Below are 25397 nucleotides of genomic sequence, written 5' to 3'. Positions count from 1 at the left end.
CGGAGGTCGGCCGGGGTCATCGGCCCATTCCCGCGAAAACGCCCCCGCCGGAAATTCGGCGGGAGACGTCTCGGGATGCCGGGTGGCTCAGCCGACCAGGGCCGGTTCGCGCCGGGACAGCTTGCGGCGGCCCTCCCGCAGCGCGGTGCGCAGGCCGCGGCGGCGTCCGGTCATCGGGTCGATGCTTGACTCGCCGCCGAAGATCTTCTCCGACTTGGTTTCCGGAGCGTCGTCGGTGGAGCGGCGCAGGTACTTGTTGGGCAGCGACAGCTTCATGATGGTGCGCCACGACTTGGCGTACTGCACCGGCAGCGAGCCGGTGGTGTAGGGCAGGTCGTACTTCTCGCACAGCGCCCGAACCCGCACCGCGATGGTCGACAGGTGGTTGGACGGAATGTCCGGGTACAGGTGGTGCTCGATCTGGTGCGAGAGGTTGCCGGTCATGAAGTGCATGAGCGGGCCACCCGAGATATTGGCCGAACCCAGCATCTGGCGCAGGTACCACTCGCCCTGCGTCTCGTTGTCGCAATCGAACCTGGTGAACTTCTCGGCGCCGTCGGGGAAGTGGCCGCAGAAGATGACCGCATTGGTCCACACATTGCGGACGATGTTCGCGGCCAGATTGGCGGTCAGCGTGCCCAGGAAGGCCGGGCCGGTGAGCAACGGGAAGATCAGGTAGTCCTTGGCGGCCTGCTTGCCGATCTTCTCGAGAACGGTCTTGCGGTCCTCCTCGAACTGGATGCGCTCGGGCGAACCCGGGGCCCACTTCTTCTTGGCGACCTTGCCGAGCTCCAAATGCTGGATGGCGACACCGTATTCGAAGAACATCTGCAGCAGCAGGTTGTAGACCGGCTGTCCGAGATAGAACGGCGACCAGCGCTGATCGCGGGTGACGCGCAGCAGGCCGTAGCCGATGTCGTCATCCATGCCCAGCACATTGGTGTACTTGTGGTGCAGGAAGTTGTGGGTGATCTTCCAGTGTTCGGACGGGCCCGCGTTGTCCCATTCCCATTTGGTGGAGTGGATTTCCGGATCGTTCATCCAGTCCCACTGCCCGTGCATCACATTGTGGCCGATCTCCATGTTCTCGATGATCTTGGCGGTACCCAGCAGGGCCACGCCGGCCAGCCACGCGGGCGGGAAGAGACTCGCGAAAAGCACTGCGCGGCCACTGATCTCGAGGCCGCGCTGGAGACGGATCACATTGCGGATGTAACGGGCATCCTTCTCGCCCAGGGACGATTCGACCTCACGGCGGATGGCGTCTAGCTCCGCCCCGATCGCTTCGACGTCCTCCGGGGTGAGGTGCGCGTATTCCTTGACATCCGAGATCGCCATGGCGGTTACACTACCGTAGGTTACGGTCCCGTAGGTTGGCGAAGATCGAATCTCTAACGTGTCGAATACCGCATTGTTTTCGTGACTCGACTCTGCTATTGATTGCGTCGGAGTTTACGCGAGAACCAGCCACCGCGTTGGGCTTTATCGGCCAGCGCGGCCTTTTCCGTCCGGGCCTTTTCCTGCAGTGCGGCCTTGGCCTCGCGCAACACCTGCTTCTCCTGCGCGGCCTTCTCCTTGAGCGCCACCTTGGCCTCCTGCATGGCGGACCGCAGCCCGCGCCGCTCGCCGGTCTCGGGGTCCAGACCCCAGCGCGGCTGGTGCTCGGCCAGCCACTCGCTCGCGCTGTGTCCGGCCAGCCATTCACTGCCGTTCCACGTCGGCATGGACGGCAGCGAGATGCCCGCGAACTTGCGCTCCGAGGAGGTCTCCGGTGCGTCGTCGGAGGTCCGCTTGAGCCACTGGTCCGGCAGCGCCAGCTTGTGAATCGTGCGGAATGCCAACAGGTACTGCTTGCCCAGCGAGCCGGTGGTGTACGGCAGGTCGTACTTGTCGCACAGCTCCTGCACCTTCACCGAGACCTCGGGATACCGATTGCTTGGAATATCCGGGAACAGGTGGTGCTCGATCTGGTAGCTGAGATTGCCGCTCATGAACGCCATCACCGGGCCGGCATCGAAATTGGCGCTGCCCAGCATCTGGCGCAGGTACCACTCGCCCTGCGTCTCGTTCTTGAACTGTTCCTCGGTGAACTTCTCGGCGCCGTCCGGGAAATGGCCGCAGAAGATGACCGCGTACGCCCACAGATTGCGAATCAGGTTCGCGGTGGCATTCGCCTTCAGCGTCGACTTCCAGGCGCGACCGGTGAGCGCCGGATAGATCACGAAATCCTTGGCGGCCTGTTTACCGGCCTTGCGCCAGAACGCCCTGTTCGGTTCGTTGATGACGTAGCGCGGGGGGAAGAGCTGGGTCGGGGGCACACCCATCTGCTCCTTGGTGGCCGCCAGATCGTGCAACGCGATGCCCCACTCGAACAGTGCGGCCAGAAACAGATTCGCGACCGGCTGCGCCAGATTGATCGGCTTCCATTCCTCGTCGCGCGTCATGCGCAGGATGCCGAAGCCCAGATCGTCATCCATGTCGAGGATGTTGGTGTACATGTGGTGCGAATAATTGTGCGCGGCTTTCCACTGCGCCGAGGTGCCCGTCATATCCCACTCCCAGGTGGTGGAGTGGATCTCCGGGTCGTTCATCCAATCCCATTGCCCGTGGCTGACGTTGTGCCCGAGCTCCATGTTCTCGATGATCTTGGCGACCGACAGCAGCGCGGTGCCGGTCAGCCACGCCCAGCGCTTCTTCGACGCGAAGAGCGTGGCGCGGCCGGCGGCCTCCAGAATCCGTTGCGCCGCAATGGTGCGCCGGATATAGCGGGCGTCGCGTTCACCGAGCGAGTGCTCGATATCGCGCCGAACGGTGTCGAGCTCCTGACCCAGGGTCTCGATATCGGCCGCCGTCAGATGGGCGAACGCTTTGATGTCGGTGATGGCCACCGGCAATCCTTCCGTGTCTGATTTGCCCTCCGCTTCGCTACGGGCGGGTTCGCGGCCCGGGAGGTCTCGTTCTTCCCTCCCTCCGCTCCCCCCGCTTCGCTCCGCTCAGTCGAGAACGAGACGGGCCGCGAACCAGGAGGGGGCTGATAACGAGAGTAGCGGTGTCTGCGCGTTCGGGTGTCGGTCAGTGGGTGTCAAACCTCGAGGGTGCAGTCACCCGCCGCGGCCGAGATACAGGTCTGGATCTTATCCCCGGCACGGTGCTCCTTGCCGTTACGCAGATCGCGCACATGGCCCTCGGTGACCGTGACCACGCAGGTCTGGCAGATGCCCATGCGGCAGCCGAACGGCATCTGCACGCCCGCGCCCTCACCGGCCTGCAGCAGCGTGGTCGCGCCGTCCACCTCGGCGGAGCGGCCGGCCTTGGCGAAGGTGACGGTGCCGCCCTCAGCGGTGGCGTTGCGCTCGATCTCGAAGCGCTCCACGTGCAGCTTGGACTCCAGACCGGCGGCGGCCCAATGGTTCTCGATCTCGTCCAGCATGGGCAGCGGGCCGCAGGCCCAGACCTCCCGCTCGCGCCAGTCCGGCACCACCTCGTCCAGATCGGCGAGCGCGAACTTGCCCTGCTCGCCGGTGAGGTGCAGGTGCGCGGCGAAACCCGGGTGCCGGTCGTGCATGTCGCGCAGTTCGTCGCCGAACATCACGTCGTCGGGGGTGCGGGCGGAGTGGATGTGCATGACATCCGGGACCGCATTGCGCCGATCCATGGTGCGCAGCATGGCCATGACGGGCGTGATGCCCGAGCCCGCGGTCAGGAACAGCACCTTGGACGGCGCCGGATCCGGCAGCACGAACCCGCCCTGCGGCGCGGCCAGCCGCACGATGGTCCCGGCCGGCACGCCGGAGACGATGTGGCTGGACAGGAAGCCCTCCGGCATCGCCTTCACCGCGATGGAGATGAGCCGCCTGCCCCTGTGCGTGCTGTCGCCGGTCCAATCCGGCGGGCAGGTCAGCGAATACGAGCGCCAGTGCCAGCGGCCGTCCACCAGCACGCCGATGCCGATGTACTGGCCCGGCTCGAATTTGAAGTCGAAACCCCAGCCCGGCTTGATCACCAGGGTGGCCGAATCCGCGGTCTCCTTGCGCACCTCCACGATGCGGCCGCGCAGCTCGCGCGCCGACCACAGCGGGTTCACCAGGTGCAGGTAGTCGTCGGGCAGCAGGGGAGTGGTGATGCGTGCCGCAGCGCCGCGCAGCGTGTCGAGGGGAGTCCGTCCGCCGGTGCCGCCTTCGGCCACGGGGGCTTCCAGCCAGTCCCGCAGTCCTCGCACGGAGAACCCACCACTCTTCGATGCCATATCCCGGAACGCTTCCTGTCGTCGTGCGCGCTGGTCAGCGCGTCGTCGTACGCCTGTCGCCCATGTGATGAGCAACCATCACAGCCAGGTTACGGCATCGTAGGTTACGGGGCCGGAACTACCTGTCGAAGTTCTGTCAGAGCAGGTCGAGCAGGAACGGGAGTTCCTGGGCCGCGTACCAGGCGAGCTGGTGGTCCTCGGCGTCGCCGAGCACGAATTCGGCGTCGGCGTCGCCCATGTCGGCGGCGTCGATGACATCGACGGCCTTGGCGACCTCGGACTCTGCCTCGGCCAGGTCCACGTGGATGGACGCGATGCGGTCGTAGGTGATCGGGCCCGAGAGGCGGACCACGGCATCGTCGAGATCGGGGCGCAGGGTCGCGCCGTCCACGTCCGCCGCGATGACCGCGCGGCGGAATACCGGTCCTGCCGGGGTCTTGCCGGACTCGTCGCCCGCGTCCTCGCCACCAAGATCAGCGACGGCCTGTTCCTCGGCGAGCAGTCGCAGCGAGGCGCGCGCGGCCTCGGCCATGGCGACCTCGGCCAGCTCCTCGTCGTCGCCGGAGGCGTAGGCCTCGCGCAGTGCCGGCGTCACCGCGAAGGCGGTGTCGTTGAGCGCGCGAATCTCGCGGTCGGCGACCAGTTCCCGCAGCATCGGCACCGTGGCCGGGACGTAGACCCGTAGTTTCTTCGAGACGCGGGACGACTCACTGGACGCAGGCACCGAGCATCTCCTCCATCGACTCGTGCACCGAAGCGGTCAGCACCGCGATGTCCGCCATGGCGTCGCGATCGGCGGTGAGTCCGTAGAACACCCGTCCGTCGTAGGACGTGAGCCCGATGCTCAGAGCCTGAAAGCGCAGCAGCGGCGACACCGGGTACATCTCCAGCATCCGCGCGCCGCCGATGTACATGGGCTGCTGCGGACCCGGCGCGTTGGTGATCACCAGATTGAACGTGTGCTCTGCAAAAGTACTCGCCGACCGCACGCTCATGGCATGCAGGCTCGCCGGTGCGAATCCGGCCATGTGCATCAGGGTGCGGGCGCGGACCCCGAGTTGATGCCGGGAGTGGGCCTCGGTCGCGTGCTTGATGTGCTCCATGCGGATCACCGGATTCGGTTCGCCCACCGGCAGATCCACCAGCAGTGAGGTGACCTCGCCCGCGGGTTTGAGCTCACCGTTCGGTCCGTCGGCGTAGACCGACATGGGCACGACCGCCCGCAGCGCGTCGGCCTCGGTGAGCACCTGCCCGCGCGAGAGCAGCCAGTTGCGCAGGGCGCCCGTCACCACGGCGAGGATCACGTCGTTGATGGAGCAGTCGAAGCGCTTGCGGATCTTGCGGTAGTCCTCCAGATCGGTGCGCACCACCTCGAACCGGCGATTGCGGGAGGTGCGGGTGTTCAGGGGACTGTCGGGTGCGCCGATGGCCGCGGCCCGGACCATGGAGACCAGCTTCCGCACCGCCTTGCCGGTGGCGTCGACCATGGCGAAGGCCTCGGCGACGTGGTGGCGGGCCACCTCCAGGCCCTCGCGCGGCTGGGTGGCCAGATGCAGCACCGCGCCGAGCAGCAGTTCGATGTCGGCGGGCTCGCGATGGGCGATCCAGGCGTCGTCGGCGACCTCGCGGGGTGCGGTCGAGGTGTCCAGGATCACATGCCCGATCTCGAGCGCACTGTCCCCGTCGACCAGGGCCGAATGGGTCTTGGTGAAGATGGCGCAGCGGCTCTCGGAGAGGCCCTCGACCAGGTACATCTCCCACAGCGGCCGGGAGGGGTCGAGCGGGCGTGACGCCAGCCGCGCCACCAGATCCAGCAGCTGCTCGTCGGTGCCCGGCTCGGGCAGGGCGGAGCGGCGGATGTGGTAGGTGATGTCGAAGTGGCTGTCGTCCACCCACACCGGGCGGCCCAGCGTGAACGGGATCTCCCGCACCTTGCGGCGGTACAGCGGCACCAGCGGCAGCCGCGCCTCGACCAGGGTTGCCAGCCGCTCGTAATCCAGCGGCCCGTGCCCCGAGTTTCCGGCCGGCGCGGGATTGCGCAGGATGGCCAGGGAACCGATGTGCATCGGGTTGCTGCTGGATTCCAGCCGGTAGAACGACGCGTCCTGGGGCGTCAGTCTGGTGATCACGCTGCCCGCTACTCCCTAGTCCCTGCCTGCGCCCGCAGTGTCCCCCTGCCTAGGCGTCGGCGGTTCTTCCATCAAATGCTGCCGTGGCATTCTTCGAAGGCAAGCTATCGCAATCCGATCACCTGGGGGAATGGATGGGCGGCGCTGCCCGAGATCACACACCGTCATCGGTGTCCCCTGCTCCGGGTGCGCGGGCGCAGGCCTCCGCACGCCGGACCCCCTACATCCTACGTCAGGGGTAACGAATCAGCCTCGGAGGCAAGATCATTCGCTGAACGGTCGCTGGCCCTCCCGATCGGCTCCCGGGCAACCGCGCGGGCCGCTCGGTTTCACAGCTTTCCCTCAGCACGCACACCCTCGCCCGCGCAGTTCAGCACCTACGATGGGCTCCGGATTACCATGGCTAGTGATTGCGCGCCCGCGCGCAGGCTTCCCGCCATGGTGGGGGCTACCGACAACACCGACCAGAGGACTACAAGACCCGTGCCTGCGCTGAGTTTTTCAAGGTTGCTACGGATTGGTGAAGGTCGCACGGTCAAGCGGCTGGCAAGCCTGGCGGACGAGGTCATCGCCCTCGACGAGGAGTACACGGCCCTCACCGATGCCGAGCTGCAGGCCAAGACCGCGGAGTTCCAGCAGCGCTACGCCGACGGCGAGAGCCTCGACGAGCTGCTGCTGGAGGCTTTCGCGACCGCGCGGGAAGCGTCCTGGCGAGTGCTGAACCAGAAGCACTACAAGGTGCAGATCATGGGTGGCGGCGCCCTGCACATCGGCAATGTGGCGGAGATGAAGACCGGTGAGGGCAAGACCCTGACCTGTGTGCTGCCCGCCTACCTCAACGCCATCTCCGGCGAGGGCGTGCACGTCGTCACCGTCAACGACTACCTGGCCAAGCGTGACGCCGAGTGGATGGGCCGCGTGCACCGCTTCCTCGGTCTCGAGGTCGGCGTGATCCTGGGCGGCATGAGCCCGGCCGAGCGCCGCGAGGCGTACGCCGCGGACATCACCTACGGCACCAACAACGAGTTCGGCTTCGACTACCTGCGCGACAACATGACCCACTCGCTGGACGATCTGGTTCAGCGCGGGCACAACTTCGCCATCGTCGACGAGGTCGACTCCATCCTCATCGACGAGGCCCGCACCCCGCTCATCATCTCGGGCCCGGCCGATGCCTCCTCGAAGTGGTACGCGGAGTTCGCGCGCATCTCGCCGTTGCTGAAGAAGGACCTGCACTACGAGGTCGACATCAAGAAGCGCACCATCGGTGTGCACGAGGCGGGCGTCGAATTCGTCGAGGACCAGCTGGGCATCGACAACCTGTACGAGGCGGCGAACTCGCCGCTGGTGAGCTACCTGAACAACGCCATCAAGGCGAAGGAGCTCTACACCAAGGACAAGGACTACATCGTCCGCAGCGGCGAGGTCATCATCGTCGACGAGTTCACCGGCCGAATCCTGGTGGGCCGCCGCTACAACGAGGGCATGCACCAGGCCATCGAGGCCAAGGAAGGCGTGGAGATCCAGCCGGAGAACCAGACGCTGGCCACCATCACGCTGCAGAACTACTTCCGCCTCTACGACAAGCTCTCGGGCATGACCGGTACCGCCGAGACCGAGGCGGCCGAGCTGCACCAGACCTACGGCCTGGGTGTGGTGCCGATCCCCACCAACAAGCCGATGGTCCGCCAGGATCAGTCCGACCTGATCTACAAGACCGAAGAGGCCAAGTTCGCCGCGGTCGCCGACGACATCCAGGAGAAGCACGAGCTGGGTCAGCCGGTCCTGGTCGGCACCACCTCGGTCGAGCGCTCGGAGTACCTGTCCAAGCTGCTGACCAAGCGCGGTATCCCGCACAACGTGCTGAACGCCAAGTTCCACGAGCAGGAAGCGCAGATCGTCGCCGAGGCGGGCCGCCCGGGCGCGGTCACCGTCGCCACCAATATGGCCGGTCGTGGTACCGACATCGTGCTGGGTGGCAACCCGGACATCATCGCAGACATCCTGCTGCGCCGGCAGGGGCTGGACCCGGTGGAGACCCCGGACGAGTACGAGGCCCAGTGGCACCCGACCCTGGAGCGGGTCAAGGAGCAGGTGGACGAGGACGCCGAGGCGGTCCGCGACGCTGGTGGCCTGTACGTGCTGGGCACCGAGCGGCACGAGTCGCGGCGCATCGACAACCAGTTGCGCGGTCGTTCCGGCCGTCAGGGCGACCCGGGCGAGTCCCGCTTCTACCTGTCGCTGGGTGACGAGCTGATGCGGCGCTTCAACGGCGCGGCGCTCGAGTCGATCATGACCCGGCTGAACCTGCCCGACGATGTGCCGATCGAGGCCAAGATGGTCTCGCGCGCCATCAAGTCCGCGCAGACCCAGGTCGAGCAGCAGAACTTCGAGATCCGCAAGAACGTCCTCAAGTACGACGAGGTCATGAACCAGCAGCGCAAGGTGATCTACGCCGAGCGTGCCCGCATCCTCGAGGGCGAGGACATGGAGGGCCAGGTCCAGGAGATGATCACCGACGTGATCACCGCCTACGTCAATGGCGCCACGGCCGAGGGCTATGTCGAGGACTGGGATCTGGAGAAGCTGTGGGGCGCGCTGAAGACGCTGTACCCCATCGGCATCGACTACAAGGACCTCACCGGCGAGAGCGACGGCGGCGAGGTGGGCGAGCTGTCCCGCGAGGAGCTGCTGGACGCGGTGCTCGAGGACGCGCACGCCGCCTACGACAATCGCGAGTCGGAGATCGACGGCCTCGCGGGCGAGGGCAGCATGCGCAATCTGGAGCGCCAGATCCTGCTGAGCGTCCTGGACCGCAAGTGGCGTGAGCACCTCTACGAGATGGACTACCTCAAGGAGGGCATCGGCCTGCGCGCCATGGCGCAGCGCGACCCGCTGGTCGAGTACCAGCGCGAGGGCTTCGACATGTTCGCGGCCATGCTCGAGGGCCTCAAGGAGGAGTCGGTCGGCTTCCTGTTCAACCTCCAGGTCGAGGTGCAGCAGCCGCAGCCGGTCGGCGTGAACGTGGCCGCGGGTCTGCAGTCGCCGGTCGGCAACCGCCCGCTCCCCACCGAGGAGGACGCGGCCGGCAGCGGCAATGGCGCTCCGGCGGCCCTGCGCGCCAAGGGCATCGACGAGTCCGGTCCGCGCGGCCTGTCCTACTCCGGTCCGGACGAGGGCGGTCACGCCGCCATCCGCAGTGACCGCGACGAGTACGGCCTCGAGGACGGTCAGGGCGGCACTCGCCGCGAGCGCCGGGAGGCGGCCCGTGCCCAGGGCAAGGTCGACCGCGCCCCGCGCTCCAAGCGCCGCCACTGAGCCAAGCGCCGCCACCGAGCGAATCGGAAAACACTGCGCCCCGGGTGTTCACACCCGGGGCGCAGTGTTTTCCGGTCTGGACCAGCGGTTTTCGCGTGGTCATGAAACAGTCACGATCGGTTCGCTGAAATGGGTTCCAGTCCGGTCGCCGTGGGGCGGCCGAGCAGGAAGGAATCACGATCATGCGCAAGACTTTTGCCCTCACCGCCATGGCCCTGGGCATCGCCGGGCTGGGCGCCGCGACCGCGCACGCGGAGACCCTGACAGTCGACGGCAACTACGCCACCGTCGACGCCTGCGCCGCCGACGGCAATGGCGGTCAGTTCCACGCGGGCGGCGTGCAGCTGCGCGGTGAGGACGGCTGGCAGTGGCGGTGCGATCAGGGCGCCGACGGCCTGTGGTACATGACCATCTTCCGTTGATCGAACGCCGGACCCCGGCTCCGGCGGAAACCGTGCCCTCGGCGAAAATGCCGGGGGCACTGTCATTTTCGGGAACGAACCGCACGGCTGATTCCTGATGAGGACGTCCGATTCGGACGACCGCAGGGCCGCCGGGTTGGCGTCCGGTGAAATTCCCTGCCGCTCAGGTGTTTCGGCGGCCGGGCAGGGGGTACTCGGTCTCTGGGCGTGGTTGTTGCAGCCTGCCGCCGATCCGAATCCCATTTGTACCATTTTTACTTCGCGGGGATCGCAATCGAGGGCATTTTTATCGCGCGAACCGGGTTGCACGTTAATTGAATTGCTCCCCTCGGATTTGTGATGTGCGTCATTCGAGACATTTTGTGCCAATTGCTCGGCTGCCGCTTGGTTGCACACTATTAGCTGAGTTAAATTCCCGGATGTGTGGGAGGACCTGAAGTTTTACGGGCGGGAACGCGAACGGAGCCAGTTGGATCACGCTCTCGCGGCGGCCAGGTCGGGGCGGGGATCGGCGCTGGTGCTGTACGGCGATCCGGCCATCGGCAAGACCGCGCTGCTACGCGCCGCCGTCGATCGCGCCACCGATTTCCGGGTGCTGCGCTGCCAGGGCATCAGCACCGAATCCGAACTGAATTTCGCAGCCCTGCACGAACTTCTGCTGCCGGTGGCCGACCGGCTACCGACGCTGCCCACGGTCCAGTCCCGGGCCCTGGGCGTGGTGCTCGGCCTGCACGCCGGTGCGGCCGACGCCTTCCTGGTCGGCGCCGCCCTGGTCCGGCTGCTGTCGGCGCTCGCCGCCGAGGGCCCGCTGCTGCTGGTGGTGGACGAGGCCCAGCTGATGGATCCGGAGTCGGCGCAGGCGCTCGTCTTCGCCATCCGCCGGCTGAACGTGGCGCCGGTGACGCTGCTGGTGGCACTGCGCGACGATCCGGCCGGCACGCTCTGGCGGGAACTACCCGCGCTGCCGGTCACCGGCCTACCCGATTCCGACGCCTGCCGCCTGATCGCCGAGCGGCACGGCGCGCTGGGTGCGCTGCGGCTGGCCCGGATCCTCGCCGTGGCCGGTGGCAATCCGCTGGCCCTGCACGAATTGCCGGACATCGTCGGTGATCTCGCGGGCACCGCGCCCGAGCCGATCGCGCTGGGACCCGGACTGCGCGCGGCCTTCCGCGATCGCGTCGCCGCGCTGCCCGCCGGGGTGCGCGTGCTGTTGACCATCGCCGCCACCGAGACCCGCGGCGTGCTGGGCATCGTGACCGCCGCCGCGGAGGCCCTCGGCGTCGATGCCACCGCGTGGGAATTCGCCACGGCCGCAGGCCTGCTCACGGTCGGCGACGGCCGGGTGGAACGCACCCATGCGCTGCTGTGCGCCGCCGTCCACGATGCCGCCACGGCCGCCGAGCGCCGCGCCGCGCAGCTGGCCGTGGCGGACGCGCTGACCGGACCGGGCACGGCGGATCTGCGCCTCTGGCACCGGGCCATGGCCGCCGAGCGCCCCGACGAGGAGATGGCCGCGGCGCTCGCCGCGGAGGCCGCCGGCTCGGATCACGGGCACATGGCCGCCGCGGCCATGCTGCGGCAGGCCGCCGCGATCACACCGGATCCGGAGCGGGCGGGGGAGCGGCTGGCCGCGGCCGGTCGATCCGCCTGGGCGGGCGGCGATATCGCCTCCGCGCGCGGCCTGCTCGATCGCGCCACCGCCCGGCTCGGGCCGGAGCGGGCCGCGGTGGCCGGGCGCGGGCTGGCGGGGCTGCTGGAATTCGTTGCGGGAGAACCGGAGCGGGCGAGCCGCCTGCTGCTGCGCGATGCCGAGCTGGTGGACCCCGAGACGGCCGCGCACCTGCGGATCGACGCCGAACGCGCGCGTTGGGTGGCCGGGCACGGCGTGCTCGACCTGGATCCCGCGGAAGTGACCGTGCGGGAAGGTATTTCGCGCTTCCACACCATGGTCCGTCCGCTGCCGCCGGCGCCGCTGGTGCTGCTGTGGGGGCTGGCGGACGCGGCCCTGGAGCCATATACCCAGGCGGCGGCGTACCTGCGGGGCAGTTCGGCGCCCGCCGCGGTGTCGCTGTTGCCGCAACTGGCGATCATCCAGTTCGCCAATGGCCGGTTCGCGGCCGCCGAGCAGACCCTGGCCGAGGCGTTCGAGCTGGCCGCGGCGGGCGGGGTGGAGAACGTGCTCGCCCAGTGCTGGGCCCTGCGCGCGAAGATTGCCGCGCTGCACGGTGATTCGGATGCGGTGCTGGACAGCGCGGACCGGGTGCTGGCGCTGGCACGTCCGCGCCGGTCGCATGCGCTCATCGCGTCGGCGCACTGGCATCTGGGCTTCCACGCGCTGAGCCTGGGTGATCCGGAGACCGCGTACCTGCGGCTGCGGACCCTGGCCCAGCCGGGGCACGACGCCCACCACCCGACCTACGCGCGGCTGGCGGTGGTGGAGCTGGTGGAGGCCGCCACCCGGGTCGGCCGGCAGGCCGACGCGCTCGAATATTACGGGGAGATCCGCGATTGGGCGGTGCGGTCCCGCGCGGACTGGGCGCTCTCGGCCGCCTACACCTGCCGGGCCCTGCTGTGCTCCGGCGATCGGGCCGACCATTACTTCCGGCGCGCGCTGGCCGTCCGGCGCACCCGCCACGATCTGAATCATGTACGCACCCAGCTGCTCTACGGCAAATGGCTGCGCCGGGCCCGCCGGCGCGCCGACGCGGCCGACCAATTGCGCACGGCCGCAGAGGCGTTCGAGGGCATGGGCGCGGCCCGGTGGGTGCTGCGCGCCCGGCAGGAGCTGGAGCTCACCGGCCGCCGGGCCGCACCGGTCACCGCGCACGGCGAGACCTCGGTGCTGACGGCGCAGGAGCTGCGGGTCGCGCGGCTGGCGGCGCAGGGCCTGACCAATCGGGAGATCGGGGCCGACCTGTTCCTGAGCCCGCGCACGGTGGGCCATCATCTGTCGCGGGTGTTCGGCAAGCTCGGGCTCAGCGGCCGGGCCGATCTGGTCGACGTGGATTTCGACAATGGCATGCGAATTGTGCGGCCACGCTGAAGTTCTCGTATCGGAGTGACGCTCCCGGACGTCATTCCAGGTGGACCGACTCGCCCCAATAGCGTGGATCCCAGTTGATGAGGATCATCCCGGCCACACTGCCCGCGCAGCCACCGCAGGCGTGTACCTGGATGAGATTGTCCACATCGGTGTCTCCGGCGAGCACGGCGCGGGTGGAAAGCCACACCGCCCGCAGGTGCAGGGCGGCGGGCTTTCCGCAGCGCACGCATTCCGGCAGCGCGCCTTCCGGATCGTTGCGCCCTATCCGGACTTCCGGGGTGACGGGTGCGCCGGGCCCGAGGGCGTCGTCGAGGAGCGGCGAAAATTCCTTGCGCTCACGGTCTTCCACCTGGGCAGGCTAACTATTTCCGGCGGTGTCCGCACCCCGGCGGCCGGGATCGGCGACCCCCTTCGGCGTCGATCCGGGACGGCATGGGAACCGGTCGGATCAGTTTCCGGTGGTGGTGGTCGTGGTCGTGCCCGGGGTGGTCGGAGTGGTGGGGGTGGTCGGGTTGGCCGGTGTGGTGCCGTCGGCGGAAGCCGGGCCCGCACCGGCGAACAGCGGACCGGTGGCAGCGGCAGCCACACCCAGAACACGGATCTTGCGCATGAAATCTCCTTGGAATCAAACGAATCAGCGGAACTTCAGCTGACGACGAATGTTTAGTACGCAATCTTCTGGGAATGCAAGGTATCGATTTCGTAAGTCGCCGAATTTCGGGATCGATCGCGCCGCATTTTAGCCGACAGCATGCGAATCAAAATCGGTCGCTGTATCGGTCACTGAATCGGTCATCGATGAAAGGTTCGAAATCGCATATCCCCCACGGGATCTCAGCCGATGGGACGACGGCGACTTCGAGTTTGTCCGGCCCTCGGGCGCCGAGGTAGCTTGCAATGTGCGCGATATCCGGGTTATCCAGGGGAGGGAACGAGAACAGACTGAACTGTCTCGTGTATTGAGCGAGGCGCGCGCCGGCCGCGGCGGGGGATTGCTCCTGTGGGGTGAACCGGGAATCGGAAAAACCGCACTGTTACGTGATGCCGAAGTGCGCGCCACCGATTTTCGAGTGGTGACCTGCCGTGGATTTCCCGCCGAAACGGAGCTGGATTTCGGCGCGCTGCACGAGCTGCTGCTCTCGCTGACCGATCGGGTCGCCGCGCTGCCCGTCCCGCAGGCGCGGGCCCTGGCCGCGGCCCTCAGCCGGGACGCCGGCCCGGCCGACCGTTTCCTGGTGGGCGCGGCCCTGGTCACACTGCTGGCGACGGTCGCCCAGGAACGACCGTTGCTGCTCATCGTCGACGACGCCCAGTGGGTGGACGCCGCTACGGGGCAGACGCTCACCTTCGCGCTGCGCCGCCTGGGCGCCGGCCGGGTGGCGATGCTGGCCGCGATGCGCGAATGCCCGGCCACCACGGTGTGGCAGGCGCTCCCCGTGCTGCCCGTCGCACCGCTGACCGACGCGCACGCGCGACGACTGCTGGCCCTGCGCTCCGGCGGCATCGGCGAGCCGCGCGCGACGCGCATGCTGCGGCTGGCCGACGGCAATCCGCTGGCGCTGCAGGAATTTCCCATCGACTCCGAGGACGGCGCCGGAATCGGCTGGGGACCGGCGCCTTTCGGACCGCGGCTGCGCGCCGCGTTCGCTGATCGGCTGGCCGCCCTGGAGCCTCAGGTGCGCACCCTGCTGAGCGTGGTGGCCGCCGAGGACCATGGCACGCTGTGCCCGGTCACGACGGCCGCGACCGAACTCGGTGTCACCGCGGCGGATTGGGAGTCCGCGCTGGCGACCGGGCTGCTCACGGTCACCGACGGGCGCGTCGAGATGCGGCACCGTCTGCTCTGCGGCGCGGCCTACGACGCCGCGTCCACGGCCGAGCGCCGCACCGTCCACCTGGCCCTGGCCGATGCCCTGCCCGGCCCCGAGAACGGCGACCTGCGCACCTGGCATCTGGCCGTCGTCCTCGACGGCCCGAATCCCACGCTGGCGCAGTCGCTCGCCGACGGCGCCGAGCGTGTGCGGGTCCGCGCCGGAGCGCTGGCCGCGGCCGCGGTGCTGCGCCGTGCCGCGGCCATCACCCCGGACCCGGACACCGCCGGGGTGCGGCTGGCCAGTGCCGCCCGATTCGCCTGGGAGGGTGGTGATATCGAGTCGGCCCAGCGTCTGCTCGCCCTTGCCGAGACCCGCACGACGCCCGCCGCGATCGCAGCGGCCGGCGGCGGCCTGTCCGGCCTGCTCGAATTCGTCACCGGCGACCCGGCCCAGGCGCACATCCTGCTGCTGCGTGATGCCGAGGCCATCCGCTCGTCCGCCGCGCTGCCGGAAACCGCTGCCGCGGGCCCGGATTCGCCATGGAAGGGCGGCGGCGCCGACCTCGCGGCCGGTCTGCGGCTGCTCGCCGACCGGGCGGCCTGGTCGGTGGGCCGCGCCGCGGACCTGCCGTTGGACGGTCAGCTCGAGGCGGCCGGGGCCGCGCCCTCGCCCATCGCGGCCGCGCATCTGCTGCCGCCGGCCGGGCAATTGCTCGAGTGGGGTCTGGCCGAGCGGGCGCTGGAGCCGTATCTGAGAGTGGCCGGGGGCCTGCGTAATTCGGGCGGCCGGCCGGCCGCGCTCGGCGTGCTGCCGCAACTGGCCGTGGTGCAGTTCGCCACCGGCCGCTGGGAGGCGGGGGAGAGCACCCTGGCCGAGGCGTTCGACCTGGCCGCCGGCGCGGGCGCGGCCAATATCCTGGCCCAGTGCTGGAACCTGCGGGCCCGGCTGGCCGCGCAGAGCGGCGACGGGGACACGGTGGCCGAGAGCGTGGATCGCGCGCTGGCCCTGGCTCGCCCGCACGCGGTGTCGGCGCTGATCGGCGGCGCGTACTGGCATCACGGCTTCCACTCGCTGACCGCCGGGGATGCGGAGTCGGCCTATCGCCGCCTGCGCACGCTGTACCTGCCGGGCCACGAGGCCGCGCATCCCACGCTGGCCCGGCTGGCCACCCTCGACGTGGTCGAGGCCGCCTGCCGGGTGGGCCGCTTCGACGAGGCCGCCGAGTACGCCGAGCTGATCTCGGCCTGGGCGCGGCGCACGCGGGCCCGCTGGGCGCTGACGACCGCCTATTCCTGCCGGGCCCTGCTGGCCGACGAGGACCGCATCGAGCACTACTACCGCCGCGCCCTGGCGGTTGGCGACACCCGACATACCAGCTTCGGCCGCGCCCGCACCCAGCTGCTCTACGGCAAGTGGCTGCGCCGGGTTCGCCGCCGCCGCGCCGCCGCCGAGCAATTGCGCGCCGCCGCCGACGCTTTCGACCTCATCGGCGCCATCGCCTGGGCCACCGGCACCCGCTCCGAGCTGGACCTCACCGGCACCGGCGGCAAGCCCGCCACCGGCTCGACACCGCTCACCGCGCAGGAATCCCAGGTGGCCCGGCTGGCCGCCCAGGGTCTCACCAATCGGGAGATCGGCGCGGAACTGTTCCTCAGCCCGCGCACGGTCGGGCACCACATGTCCCGGATTCTCGAAAAGCTCGGTCTCACCAGCCGTGCCGAGCTGCGCGGCATCGACTTCGACAATGGCATGCGCCTGACACGCCCGCACTGAGGCCCGGTTCCAGCAGCCGCGAATGCCGACAGCTAATGTCCAGCAGCAATTTTCGGATCAGGTCCGGGTGAGTTCGAACAGCCGGAAACGGCGAGCGCCCGCGAGCCGCTGCTCCATGGCGTAACCCGGCCAGAACTCCAGCGCCCGCCGCCACGCGCGATCCCGCTCGGCGCCTGTCAGCTGCCGCACCTCGACCGGGAACCGTTCCTCGCGGACCAGCAGTTCGGCCCGTTCGGCGTCGCGCAGATTGGCCGACCAGGACGGCTGTTCGGGCCGACCCCAATTCGACGAGACGATCAGGAAGCGCTTCTCGTCGTACGGGTCCGGGACATAGAGCAGGCTGACCGTGCGCGGCAGGCCGGTGCGGCGGCCGGCCACCGTGAGCTGCAACGCGGGCAGGCCCGCGACATCGAGTATTCCCTTGCGGCCGTGCGTCACTCGCCGGGTGACGCGTTCGAGCGCGAACACCGCCGGCGCGATGCGCATGACGGTCCGGCGGCGGGCCAGGCCGCGGCCCAGCCGCGGGAGCGGGTTCCAACGGGCGGGCGCCTCGGGCCGGCGCCGCCATTCAGCGAAAACCATGCACCGATTATGTTGCTAGGGCGCCCAGCGTGCCCGATCCCAGTCGTCCTGCCACTCGTGCGCGTCGGCCGGGGACCGGTCGTCCGGATGCCCGGGCGGCAGCGTCTCATCCTGGCCCCGCGGCCCGGAATCGTCCTGGTCCCGCCCCGATCGACCCGCCTCGTCGGGTGCTGGCCGGACATCGCTGTGCCGCCACCCGTTGGCGTGCGGCGGTTCGGGAAGTTCCTCGCTCATGACCATCCCTTCGTGCCGGTTATGCACAAAAGGTATCGAATGGGCGATTTTCTAGCTAACTCAGGGCTAGCTTCAGGTGTCGCTGTTGCCCCGGAACCACGGATCGTTCGAACTGAGGGCGATGAGCAGGCGGCGGATGGCCGCTACCCGGAGTTCCTTGCCGGGCAGTTCGTCGAGCGCGCACTCCGGATCGGCGGGCGGGCCCAGGTGGGTGCAGCCGCGCGGGCAGTCCTCGATGGCGTCGGCCAGATCGGAGAACGCCTGGATGACGTCGTCGGGGGTGATGTGCGCCAGACCGAACGAGCGCACGCCGGGCGTGTCGATGACCCAGCCGCCGTCGGGCAGCGGCAGCGCCACCGACTGGGTCGAGGTGTGCCGCCCCTTGCCGACTCCGGACACCTCGCCGACGGCGCGCTCCGCCTCCGGAACCAGCCGGTTCACCAGGGTCGACTTGCCCACCCCGGAGTGGCCGATGAACGCGGTCAGCTTGTCGTCCAGCAGGTCCAGCACCGGCTCCAGCGGATCCTCGATGCCGCCGTAGACGATGGTCAGATCCAAATCCTCGAAGGCCGAGGCGAATTCGGAGTCGGCGGCCAGATCGTGCTTGGTCAGGCACAGAATCGGTTGCAACCCACCGACATACGCCGCCACCATGGCCCGCTCCACGAACCCGGTGCGCGGTGGCGGATCGGCCAGCGCCACCATGATGAACAGCTGCTCGGCATTGGCCACCACCACCCGCTCGAACGGATCGGTGTCATCGGCGGTGCGGCGCAACACCGTTCGCCGATCGACGACCCGGACGATGCGGGCCAGGGTGTCGGGCTTGCCGGACAGGTCGCCGACCACGTCCACCTGATCACCCACCACGATCGGCGTGCGGCCGAGCTCGCGCGCCCGCATGGCCGTCAGCGGCCGGTCCGGATCCCCGTCCAGCACGCACCCCCAGCGTCCGCGGTCCACCGAAACCACCATGGCCGCTTCGGCATCCAGGTGCTGCGGCCGGGTCTTGGTGCGCGGACGCGAGCCCTTGCCCGGGCGTACCCGGACATCGGACTCGTCGTACTCGCGCCGCCTCAGTGGTCTGCTCCCGACGAGCCGAGCATGCCGTCCCAGAGTTCGACGAAGTTCGGCAGGGTCTTGGCGGTGGTGCCGATGTCCTCGATCTCCACACCCGGCGTCACCAGGCCGATGATCGCGCCGGCGGTGGCCATCCGGTGGTCGGCGTAGGAGCGCCACTGCCCGCCGGTGAGCGGGTTGGGCACGATGACCAGCCCGTCCTCGGTCTCGGTGACCTTGCCGCCCAACCGGTTGATCTCGGCGGCGAGCGCGGCCAGCCGGTCGGTCTCGTGCCCGCGCAGGTGCGCGATGCCACGCAGCCGGGACGGCGAATCAGCCAGCGCCGCAAGGGCGGCCACGGTCGGGGTCAGCTCGCCCACGTCGTGCAGGTCGATGTCGATGCCGGCCAGGCGCTCGGGCCCGCGCACGGTGAGCACGCTGTCGAAGAAGCGCGCCTCGGCGCCCATGCGCACCAGGATCTCCCGGATCACGTCGCCCGGCTGGGTGGTGAGCCGCGGCCAGTGCGGAATGCTCACCTCGCCGCCGGTGACGGCCGCGGCCGCCAGGAACGGGGTGGCATTGGACAGGTCCGGCTCGACCTCCCAGTCCACCGCCCGGATCGGGCCGGGGGCCACGGTCCAGGTCTGCGCCTTGCGCGGATCGTTGGGCGCGTCCACGCGAACGTCGGCCCGCCGCAGCATCTCCACGGTCATCTCGATATGCGGCATGGACGGCAGCGCCGCACCGTCGTGGTTCACAGTGACGCCCTGCTCGAACCGCGCCGCCGACAGCAGCAGCCCGGACACGAACTGCGAGGAGCCCGAGGCGTCGATGGTGACCGGCCCGCCGCGCAGCGTGCCCATGCCGTGCACCACGAAGGGCAGCCGGTTGCCGTCGATGTCGAGGCCCAGTGCGCGCAGCGCGTCCAGGATCGTGCCGAGCGGCCGTGCCCGCGCCTGCTCGTCGCCGTCGAAGGCGACATCGCCGCGCGCCAGCGCCGCCACCGGCGGCAGGAAGCGCATGACGGTGCCCGCGAGCCCGCAATCGACCATGGCGCTGGTGAATTCGGCGGGCGGGGTGACGGTGAGCGTCTCGCCCTCGCCCTCGATGCCGGTGCCCATGGCCCGCAATGCCGCGATCATGAGGTTGGTGTCCCGGCTGCGCAGCGCGCCGGTGATGGTGGACGGCCGATCCGCCAGCGCGGCGAGGATCAGCGCACGATTGGTAATGGATTTGGACCCGGGCAGGGTCACGGTCGCGTGGACGGGAACTCGGACGTGGGGCGCGGGCCAGAAAGTCACATGGCCATCTTCGCACTCCCGCGTCCCCGAGCCTTTTCGCCGACCGATAATTCTCACAGGACCTGCGTTGCGGACCGGCGGTCGGGTGCAGTGCCCGACCGAGTCCGTACCCGATGAGTTACCCCGAACTCGCCAAGTCGGTTGTTTCGTCGGGCATGACGAGCCTAGACGTATACGTATATGAGTACGTATACTAGGCCCGTGATCGATCCCATCAGCCTCGTAATCGGTGGCGCGCTCGTCGGCGGCGGCTGGCTCGCGGGCCGATTCGGCTCCCGCCGCATCAAACCCGGCACCGCGGTCGGCCCGGCCGTGTGCGGCTGCGGCCACGACCTCGCCCTGCACGACCGCGAAGCGGGGCATTGCCACGCCGAGACCTTCCGCAAGACCGGCATGGGTATCAAGGCGTGGGCCCGCTGCAACTGTCAGCGCTACACCGGTCCCACCCCGCTCGAAGAGTTCTTCGCCCCCACACCCTTGCCACCGGCTCCTTGAACGCGCGATGCCGGTCTCCGTGGCGGAGACCGGCATCAACTGCCTGTGGCGCTTGGCATTTCGGGGAACCGCTGAGCGCTGTTCCTGTGGTGCTCGGGGTTTCCGGACTCTGAGAGTCCCGAGAGTTGGCTCTCCCTACTTGGCGCGCCCGTGAATCAGCGGCACGATCTTGCGCAGTAGCTTCATGGTGCGGTCGGTGCGGGTGTAGGACAGCAGCGCCATGCCGGGAATCGCGAAGCGCTGCACCGCGATCGAGTGCGGACGCGAGAACTCCAGCAGGCCCGGCGCACCGTGGATGCGGCCGATGCCGGAGTCGCGCACGCCACCGAACGGCAGCCCCGAGATCGCCGCGTAGGACAGCACGGAGTTCACCGAGGTGCAGCCGACCTGGAGGCGACGGGCGATCTCCATGCCCTGATTCTTCGAGTACACCGCCGACCCGAGCCCGTACTTGCTCTTGTTGGTCAGCTCCACGGCCTCGTCCACGCCGTTGACGGTGCGGATGGTGACGGTGGGCCCGAAGGTCTCCTCGCACACCGCATCCGAGGACTCGTCCACGTCGACCAGCACGACCGGTTCGATGAAGGGCCCCTTGACCGATTCGGGCCCGCCCAGCACGGCCTTGCCGCCGTTCTTCAGCGCGTCGTCGATGTGCCGGCGCACGATGTCGACCTGGCTGGGCATGGTCATCGGACCGTAGGAGGCCTTGGCGTCCGAACCCGGCTTGATGTCGGTGAGGATGCGCTTGACCTCGGCGACGAACTCGTCCGCGACCGACTTGTCCACGTACACCCGCTCCACGCCCGCGCAGGTCTGGCCGGAGTTGGCGGTGGCGCCCCAGGCGACCGCGTCGGCGGCGGCCTTGACGTCGGCGTCCGCGGCCACGATCACCGCGTCCTTGCCGCCGCACTCCAGCAGCACCGGGGTGAGGGTCTCGGCGGCGGCGGCCATGATCTTCTTGCCGGTCGCGGTGGACCCGGTGAAGGCCAGCTTGTCGACGCCGGACTGCACCAGCGCCGCACCGGTCGCGCCGTAGCCGTTGATGGTGATGAAGACGCCGTCCGGCAGGTCCGGATTCGCCTCGGCGAACGCCTTGGCCACGAAATTGCCGATGCCGGTGGAGAATTCGCTCGGCTTGAAGACCACGCAATTGCCGGCGGCCAGCGCGTAGGCGATGGAGCCGTTCGGGGTGTAGATCGGGTAGTTCCAGGGCCCGATCACGCCGACCACGCCCAGCGGGCGGTACTCGAGGTGGGCGGCGAAGTTGGCCATGAACGCGCCGGGCGCGACCTTCTTGGCCTCGAGCACCTTCTCGGCATTGGAGGCGGCCCACTTGATGTGCTCGAGGGCCAGCATGAGCTCGAGGAAGGCGTCGTCGAGGGGCTTGCCGTTCTCGGCGTGGATGAGCTCGCTGAGCTCGTCGGACTTCTCGACCAGCTTGCTGCCCCAACGCAGAATGTGCTTCTTGCGCTCGGCGTAGGTCAGCGCGCCCCAGGTGGTGGCGGCGGTCCGGGCCTTGGCGACGGCCGCGCGCACCGCCGCCTCATCATCGATCTTGTAGGTGGCGAGGGCCTCGCCGGTGGCAGGGTTGACCGAAGTCAGCGTGTCGGCCTGATCGAGCGGGGCGGTTTCGGTTGCAGTCATGATTGGCGGCGATCCCTTGATGAGAGTGTGATGAGACGAACGTCTCATACCGTCCAAGTGATGTCAATTGCCATCACATCGTGGACGATTCACTTCTGGTGACTGTCGGCACGCGATGGCAGCATGGTCGGCATGTGCGGTAGATACGCGACCACGACGAATCCCGCGAAGCTGGCCGTCGAGCTCGATGCTATCGACGAGACCGGCGACAGGGGCTTCGATCCGAATTACAACGTGGCCCCGACCAATCAGGTGCTCACCGTCGTCGAACGCCACGACCGCGACCACCCGGAGGACCCGGCCACCCTGCGCATCCGGGCCATGCGCTGGGGTCTGATCCCGCCCTGGACCAAGGCCGCCGAGCCCGGGATCCCGGTGAAGGGCAAACCGCTGTTCAATGCCCGCGCCGACAAGGCCGCCACCACCGCCTCCTTCCGCGATGCCGTGAAGAAGCGCCGCTGCCTGGTGCCCATGGACGGCTGGTACGAGTGGGTCACCGCGGCCGATGCATTCGGAAAGGCCATCAAGCGGCCGTATTTCATGTCCCGCGCAGACGGGGGACGCCTCTATATGGCGGGTCTGTGGTCGGTCTGGCGTGACCGCAGCCAAGGTGACGAGGCGCAGCCGCTGCTGTCCTGCACCATCCTGACCACCGATGCGGTCGGTGATCTGACCAAGGTCCACGACCGCATGCCCCTGCCGATGCCGCGCGAGCACTGGGACGCGTGGCTGGACCCGGACCACCCCGCTCCCGAATCGCTGCTGGAAACGCCTTACCCCGCAGCGGTTTCGGACATTCTGGTCCGGGAAGTGCCGTCGCTGGTCAACAGCGTCAAGAACAACGGCCCCGAACTGCTGGCGCAGGTGGACGAGCAGGCCGGTCAGATCAGCCTGATCTGACCGGCCCGCGAGAGATTCGAATCCCGCTGCCCGCACTTCACGGTCGGTAGCCAATCGCAATGCCCCCGCCGCGTCTCCGCGTCGGGGGCATTGCCGATTCGGTTGTGGTCCGGCCGATCAGACCGCGGCGGCGTCCGCCTCCTCGACGGCTTCCTTCCTGGCCTGGATGCCGCCCGCGGTGCGCAGCGGCACCTCCTTCCAGAACAGCACCAGGATGAATCCGAGCAGCGCCACGAAGGTGGCCGACAGGAACACCCGATCCATGGACTTGGCGAAGCCCTCCTTGAAGGGGTGCGCCAGCGTCGGATTCAGCTGCTGAATCACCGAGCTGTCGTTGAGCACCTGGCCCACGACCGCCGGAGCGGTCTCCTGGTTCGACAGGCCGAGGACGACCTTCTTGTCGACCGAGTCGGGGCCCTTCACCGCGTCCGTAGCGGCCTGCGTGTAGGCATGGTCGCCCCGGACACTCTCCAGCGAGGTGGTGATGTTCGGAGCCAGCTGGGTGAACAGCACCGACAGGAACACCGCCACACCCAGGGTGCCGCCGATCTGCCGGAAGAAGGTCGCGGCCGCGGTGGACACGCCCATGTCCTTGGGCGGCAGCGCGTTCTGCAGCGCCAGGGTCAGCGGCTGCATCAGGTTGCCGAGGCCGAAGCCGGTGATGGCCATGAAGATCATGACAACCCACAGCTTGGTGTCCGCCGACACCAGGTGCAGTAGGAACAGGCCCGAGGTCAGCAGCGCCGCGCCCACCGGCGGGAAGTACTTGTACCGGCCGGTCCGAGCGATCAGCTGGCCGGCCAGGATCGAGCCGGTCATCATGCCCGCCACCAGCGGAAGCATCAGCAGACCCGCCTTGGTCGGGCTCGCGCCCTGCACCACCTGGAGGTACTGCGGCAGCAGGGTGATGCCGCCGAACATGGCCGCACCGACCACCACCGAGATGACCACGCCGAGGGCGAAGGTGGAGTTCTTGAACATGCGCAGCGGGATCAGCGCCGCGTCGCCCTGCTTGGCCTCGACCGCGATGAAGGACAGCACGCCGATCGTGCCCAGCGCGTAGCAGAGGATGGCATGGCCACTGGTCCAACCCCATTCGCGGCCCTGCTCGGCGACCACCAGCAGCGGCACCAGGCCGACGATCAGTGCCGAGATGCCCATCCAGTCGATCGGCACCCTGGTGACGGGGCGCTTGGGCAGCTTGAGCACGCGGGTCACCACGGCCAGCGCGATGATGCCGACCGGCACGTTCACCAGGAACACCCAGCGCCAGCCGGTGACGCCCAGGATCTGGTCGGTGCCGGACAGGATGCCGCCGACGACCGGGCCCACCACGCTGGAGGTGCCGAACACGGCCAGGAAGTAGCCCTGGTAGCGGGCGCGCTCCCGCGGGGACACGATGTCGCCCATGATGGTCAGTGCCAGCGACATCAGACCGCCCGCGCCCAGGCCCTGGAAGGCCCGGAAGGCGGCCAGCTCGTACATGGAGGTCGCCATGGAACAGGCCAGTGAGCCGACCACGAAGATGGAGATGGCGGCCAGGTAGAACGGCTTGCGGCCGTACATGTCCGAGAGCTTGCCGTAGAGCGGCGTCGCCAGGGTCGAGGTGATCAGGTAGGCGGTGGTCACCCACGCCTGCGCCGAATAGCCGTGCAGCTCATCGGCGATGGTACGGATGGAGGTCGACACGATGGTCTGATCCAGGGCTGCCAGCAGCATGCCCATGATCAGGCCGCTCATGATGACCAGGATCTGCTTGTGGGTGAAGCCGGCCGAATTGAGTTCCGGCTCCGCCACTTCCGCTTGTGTAGTCACGAATTGCTCTCCGCGGGTGCGTAATAGGACTGAAGGTCTTTGTGGGCGGCGATATCGGCCAGCATGCGCTGCCGGGTCTCCTCGTATCCGTCGACGAAGCGCCGCAGCAGGGCGGCGAAGGTCTCCTGTTCATCGGGATCCCAGCCGACCAGCATGTGGCGCAGCGAGTCGTTGCGGCGGGCCCGGATCTGGGCGGCCACGGTGCGGCCGGTGCCGGTCACGTCGAGGACGCTGACCCGGCCGTCGGCCGGATCGGCGCGGCGCTCGATGAGTCCGCGCTTGACCAGGCTCGCGACCTGCCGGCTGATGGTCGAGGCGTCGGAGTAGAGGGCCTCGGCCAGCGCGCCCGAGCGTTTCGGGCCGTCGTGGATCAGCTGGAACAGGATGCTGAACGCCGCCGGTTCGATCTCACCCTGGGTCATGGACGCGATCTGCGCATTGGTGCGGTCGCGCAATTTGGTGAGCCGGGCGATCTCGTAGGCGATGGCGTCGACAAGGCCGTCGTCGATGTCGGTGGGGGTAATCGCCGGGTCATCGTCGGTCACGGTCGGTCTCACCTCCTTGCGTCGGGCAACTGCTTGTATGCGTCAACTAGTTGTACGGCGCAAGTATTCCGACATGG

At 68.7% G+C, this 25397-nt stretch carries 19 protein-coding genes and 1 pseudogene; 6 read left to right on the top strand and 14 right to left on the bottom strand.

Annotated elements, in window-relative coordinates:
• Positions 1-87 precede the first annotated feature (87 nt).
• From ACIRRA_RS17345 to ACIRRA_RS17325, 5 genes and pseudogenes are all read right to left on the bottom strand, one after another.
• The gene (locus ACIRRA_RS17345) at positions 88-1338 is read right to left on the bottom strand and encodes a fatty acid desaturase family protein (RefSeq protein WP_402768555.1); all 1251 of its coding nucleotides are present in this window, start codon (positions 1336-1338) and stop codon (positions 88-90) included.
• Positions 1339-1724: 386 nt separating this feature from the next.
• A pseudogene (locus tag ACIRRA_RS17340) lies at positions 1725-2888 on the bottom strand (fatty acid desaturase family protein); the annotation flags it as partial.
• A gap of 194 nt (positions 2889-3082) precedes the next feature.
• Complete coding sequence (locus ACIRRA_RS17335; RefSeq protein ID WP_402768552.1) at positions 3083-4246, bottom strand: ferredoxin reductase; 1164 nt, start codon at positions 4244-4246, stop codon at positions 3083-3085.
• 136 nt (positions 4247-4382) lie between these two features.
• Positions 4383-4901 (bottom strand): DUF6912 family protein, encoded by a 519-nt coding sequence (locus tag ACIRRA_RS17330; RefSeq protein ID WP_402768735.1) that lies wholly within the window; start codon positions 4899-4901, stop codon positions 4383-4385.
• A gap of 52 nt (positions 4902-4953) precedes the next feature.
• Positions 4954-6375 (bottom strand): wax ester/triacylglycerol synthase family O-acyltransferase, encoded by a 1422-nt coding sequence (locus tag ACIRRA_RS17325; protein ID WP_402768549.1) that lies wholly within the window; start codon positions 6373-6375, stop codon positions 4954-4956.
• A gap of 483 nt (positions 6376-6858) precedes the next feature.
• Between ACIRRA_RS17325 and secA the strand changes: the two genes are divergently transcribed.
• The 3 genes from secA (at position 6859) to ACIRRA_RS17310 (ending at position 13158) form a co-directional block, all read left to right on the top strand.
• Positions 6859-9693: a preprotein translocase subunit SecA gene (gene secA / locus ACIRRA_RS17320; RefSeq protein ID WP_402768546.1), complete on the top strand. Its 2835-nt coding sequence runs from the start codon at positions 6859-6861 to the stop codon at positions 9691-9693.
• 182 nt (positions 9694-9875) lie between these two features.
• Positions 9876-10115, top strand: a complete 240-nt coding sequence (locus ACIRRA_RS17315; RefSeq protein ID WP_357002099.1) for a hypothetical protein — start codon at positions 9876-9878, stop codon at positions 10113-10115.
• A 421-nt stretch (positions 10116-10536) separates the two neighbouring features.
• On the top strand, positions 10537-13158 hold the full coding sequence (locus tag ACIRRA_RS17310; protein WP_402768543.1) for an AAA family ATPase: 2622 nt from the start codon (positions 10537-10539) through the stop codon (positions 13156-13158).
• Between the two features lie 31 nt (positions 13159-13189).
• Here the strand turns inward: ACIRRA_RS17310 and ACIRRA_RS17305 are convergent, their stop codons facing one another.
• The gene (locus tag ACIRRA_RS17305) at positions 13190-13507 is read right to left on the bottom strand and encodes a hypothetical protein (RefSeq protein ID WP_357002103.1); all 318 of its coding nucleotides are present in this window, start codon (positions 13505-13507) and stop codon (positions 13190-13192) included.
• A gap of 99 nt (positions 13508-13606) precedes the next feature.
• Complete coding sequence (locus ACIRRA_RS17300; RefSeq protein ID WP_402768540.1) at positions 13607-13768, bottom strand: hypothetical protein; 162 nt, start codon at positions 13766-13768, stop codon at positions 13607-13609.
• 289 nt (positions 13769-14057) lie between these two features.
• Between ACIRRA_RS17300 and ACIRRA_RS17295 the strand changes: the two genes are divergently transcribed.
• Positions 14058-16745 carry an AAA family ATPase gene (locus ACIRRA_RS17295; RefSeq protein WP_402768537.1) on the top strand — a complete coding sequence of 896 codons (2688 nt, stop codon included), beginning with the start codon at positions 14058-14060 and terminating at the stop codon, positions 16743-16745.
• A gap of 57 nt (positions 16746-16802) precedes the next feature.
• Here the strand turns inward: ACIRRA_RS17295 and ACIRRA_RS17290 are convergent, their stop codons facing one another.
• The 4 genes from ACIRRA_RS17290 to aroA all read right to left on the bottom strand — a co-directional run bounded on the left by ACIRRA_RS17290 (position 16803) and on the right by aroA (position 19921).
• Positions 16803-17327 (bottom strand): nitroreductase family deazaflavin-dependent oxidoreductase, encoded by a 525-nt coding sequence (locus tag ACIRRA_RS17290; RefSeq protein ID WP_402768534.1) that lies wholly within the window; start codon positions 17325-17327, stop codon positions 16803-16805.
• 15 nt (positions 17328-17342) lie between these two features.
• Entirely contained in the window at positions 17343-17561 is a 219-nt protein-coding gene (locus ACIRRA_RS17285; RefSeq protein WP_402768532.1) for a hypothetical protein, read from the bottom strand.
• A gap of 72 nt (positions 17562-17633) precedes the next feature.
• Positions 17634-18677, bottom strand: coding sequence for a ribosome small subunit-dependent GTPase A (gene rsgA / locus ACIRRA_RS17280; RefSeq protein WP_402768732.1), 1044 nt, complete (start codon positions 18675-18677; stop codon positions 17634-17636).
• Entirely contained in the window at positions 18638-19921 is a 1284-nt protein-coding gene (gene aroA / locus ACIRRA_RS17275; protein WP_402768530.1) for a 3-phosphoshikimate 1-carboxyvinyltransferase, read from the bottom strand. The genes rsgA and aroA overlap by 40 nt, the downstream gene beginning before the upstream one ends.
• 201 nt (positions 19922-20122) lie before the next feature.
• On the opposite strand from aroA, the gene ACIRRA_RS17270 reads away from it, so the two are divergent.
• On the top strand, positions 20123-20416 hold the full coding sequence (locus tag ACIRRA_RS17270) for a hypothetical protein (protein WP_402768527.1): 294 nt from the start codon (positions 20123-20125) through the stop codon (positions 20414-20416).
• Positions 20417-20551: 135 nt separating this feature from the next.
• Here ACIRRA_RS17270 and ACIRRA_RS17265 read toward each other — a convergent pair whose 3' ends face one another.
• The gene (locus tag ACIRRA_RS17265; RefSeq protein ID WP_402768525.1) at positions 20552-22060 is read right to left on the bottom strand and encodes an aldehyde dehydrogenase family protein; all 1509 of its coding nucleotides are present in this window, start codon (positions 22058-22060) and stop codon (positions 20552-20554) included.
• A 132-nt stretch (positions 22061-22192) separates the two neighbouring features.
• On the opposite strand from ACIRRA_RS17265, the gene ACIRRA_RS17260 reads away from it, so the two are divergent.
• Entirely contained in the window at positions 22193-22960 is a 768-nt protein-coding gene (locus ACIRRA_RS17260) for an SOS response-associated peptidase (protein ID WP_402768522.1), read from the top strand.
• A gap of 117 nt (positions 22961-23077) precedes the next feature.
• Here the strand turns inward: ACIRRA_RS17260 and ACIRRA_RS17255 are convergent, their stop codons facing one another.
• Together ACIRRA_RS17255 and ACIRRA_RS17250 are read right to left on the bottom strand one after the other, a co-directional pair.
• Positions 23078-24700, bottom strand: a complete 1623-nt coding sequence (locus ACIRRA_RS17255) for an MDR family MFS transporter (RefSeq protein WP_402768729.1) — start codon at positions 24698-24700, stop codon at positions 23078-23080.
• A 71-nt stretch (positions 24701-24771) separates the two neighbouring features.
• The gene (locus ACIRRA_RS17250) at positions 24772-25320 is read right to left on the bottom strand and encodes a MarR family winged helix-turn-helix transcriptional regulator (protein ID WP_402768519.1); all 549 of its coding nucleotides are present in this window, start codon (positions 25318-25320) and stop codon (positions 24772-24774) included.
• Positions 25321-25397 lie beyond the last annotated feature (77 nt).

It is taken from the genome of Nocardia sp. NPDC101769 (genome assembly GCF_044766925.1).
Classification (GTDB): domain Bacteria; phylum Actinomycetota; class Actinomycetes; order Mycobacteriales; family Mycobacteriaceae; genus Nocardia.
This window is presented reverse-complemented; position numbering and strand designations above follow the sequence as displayed.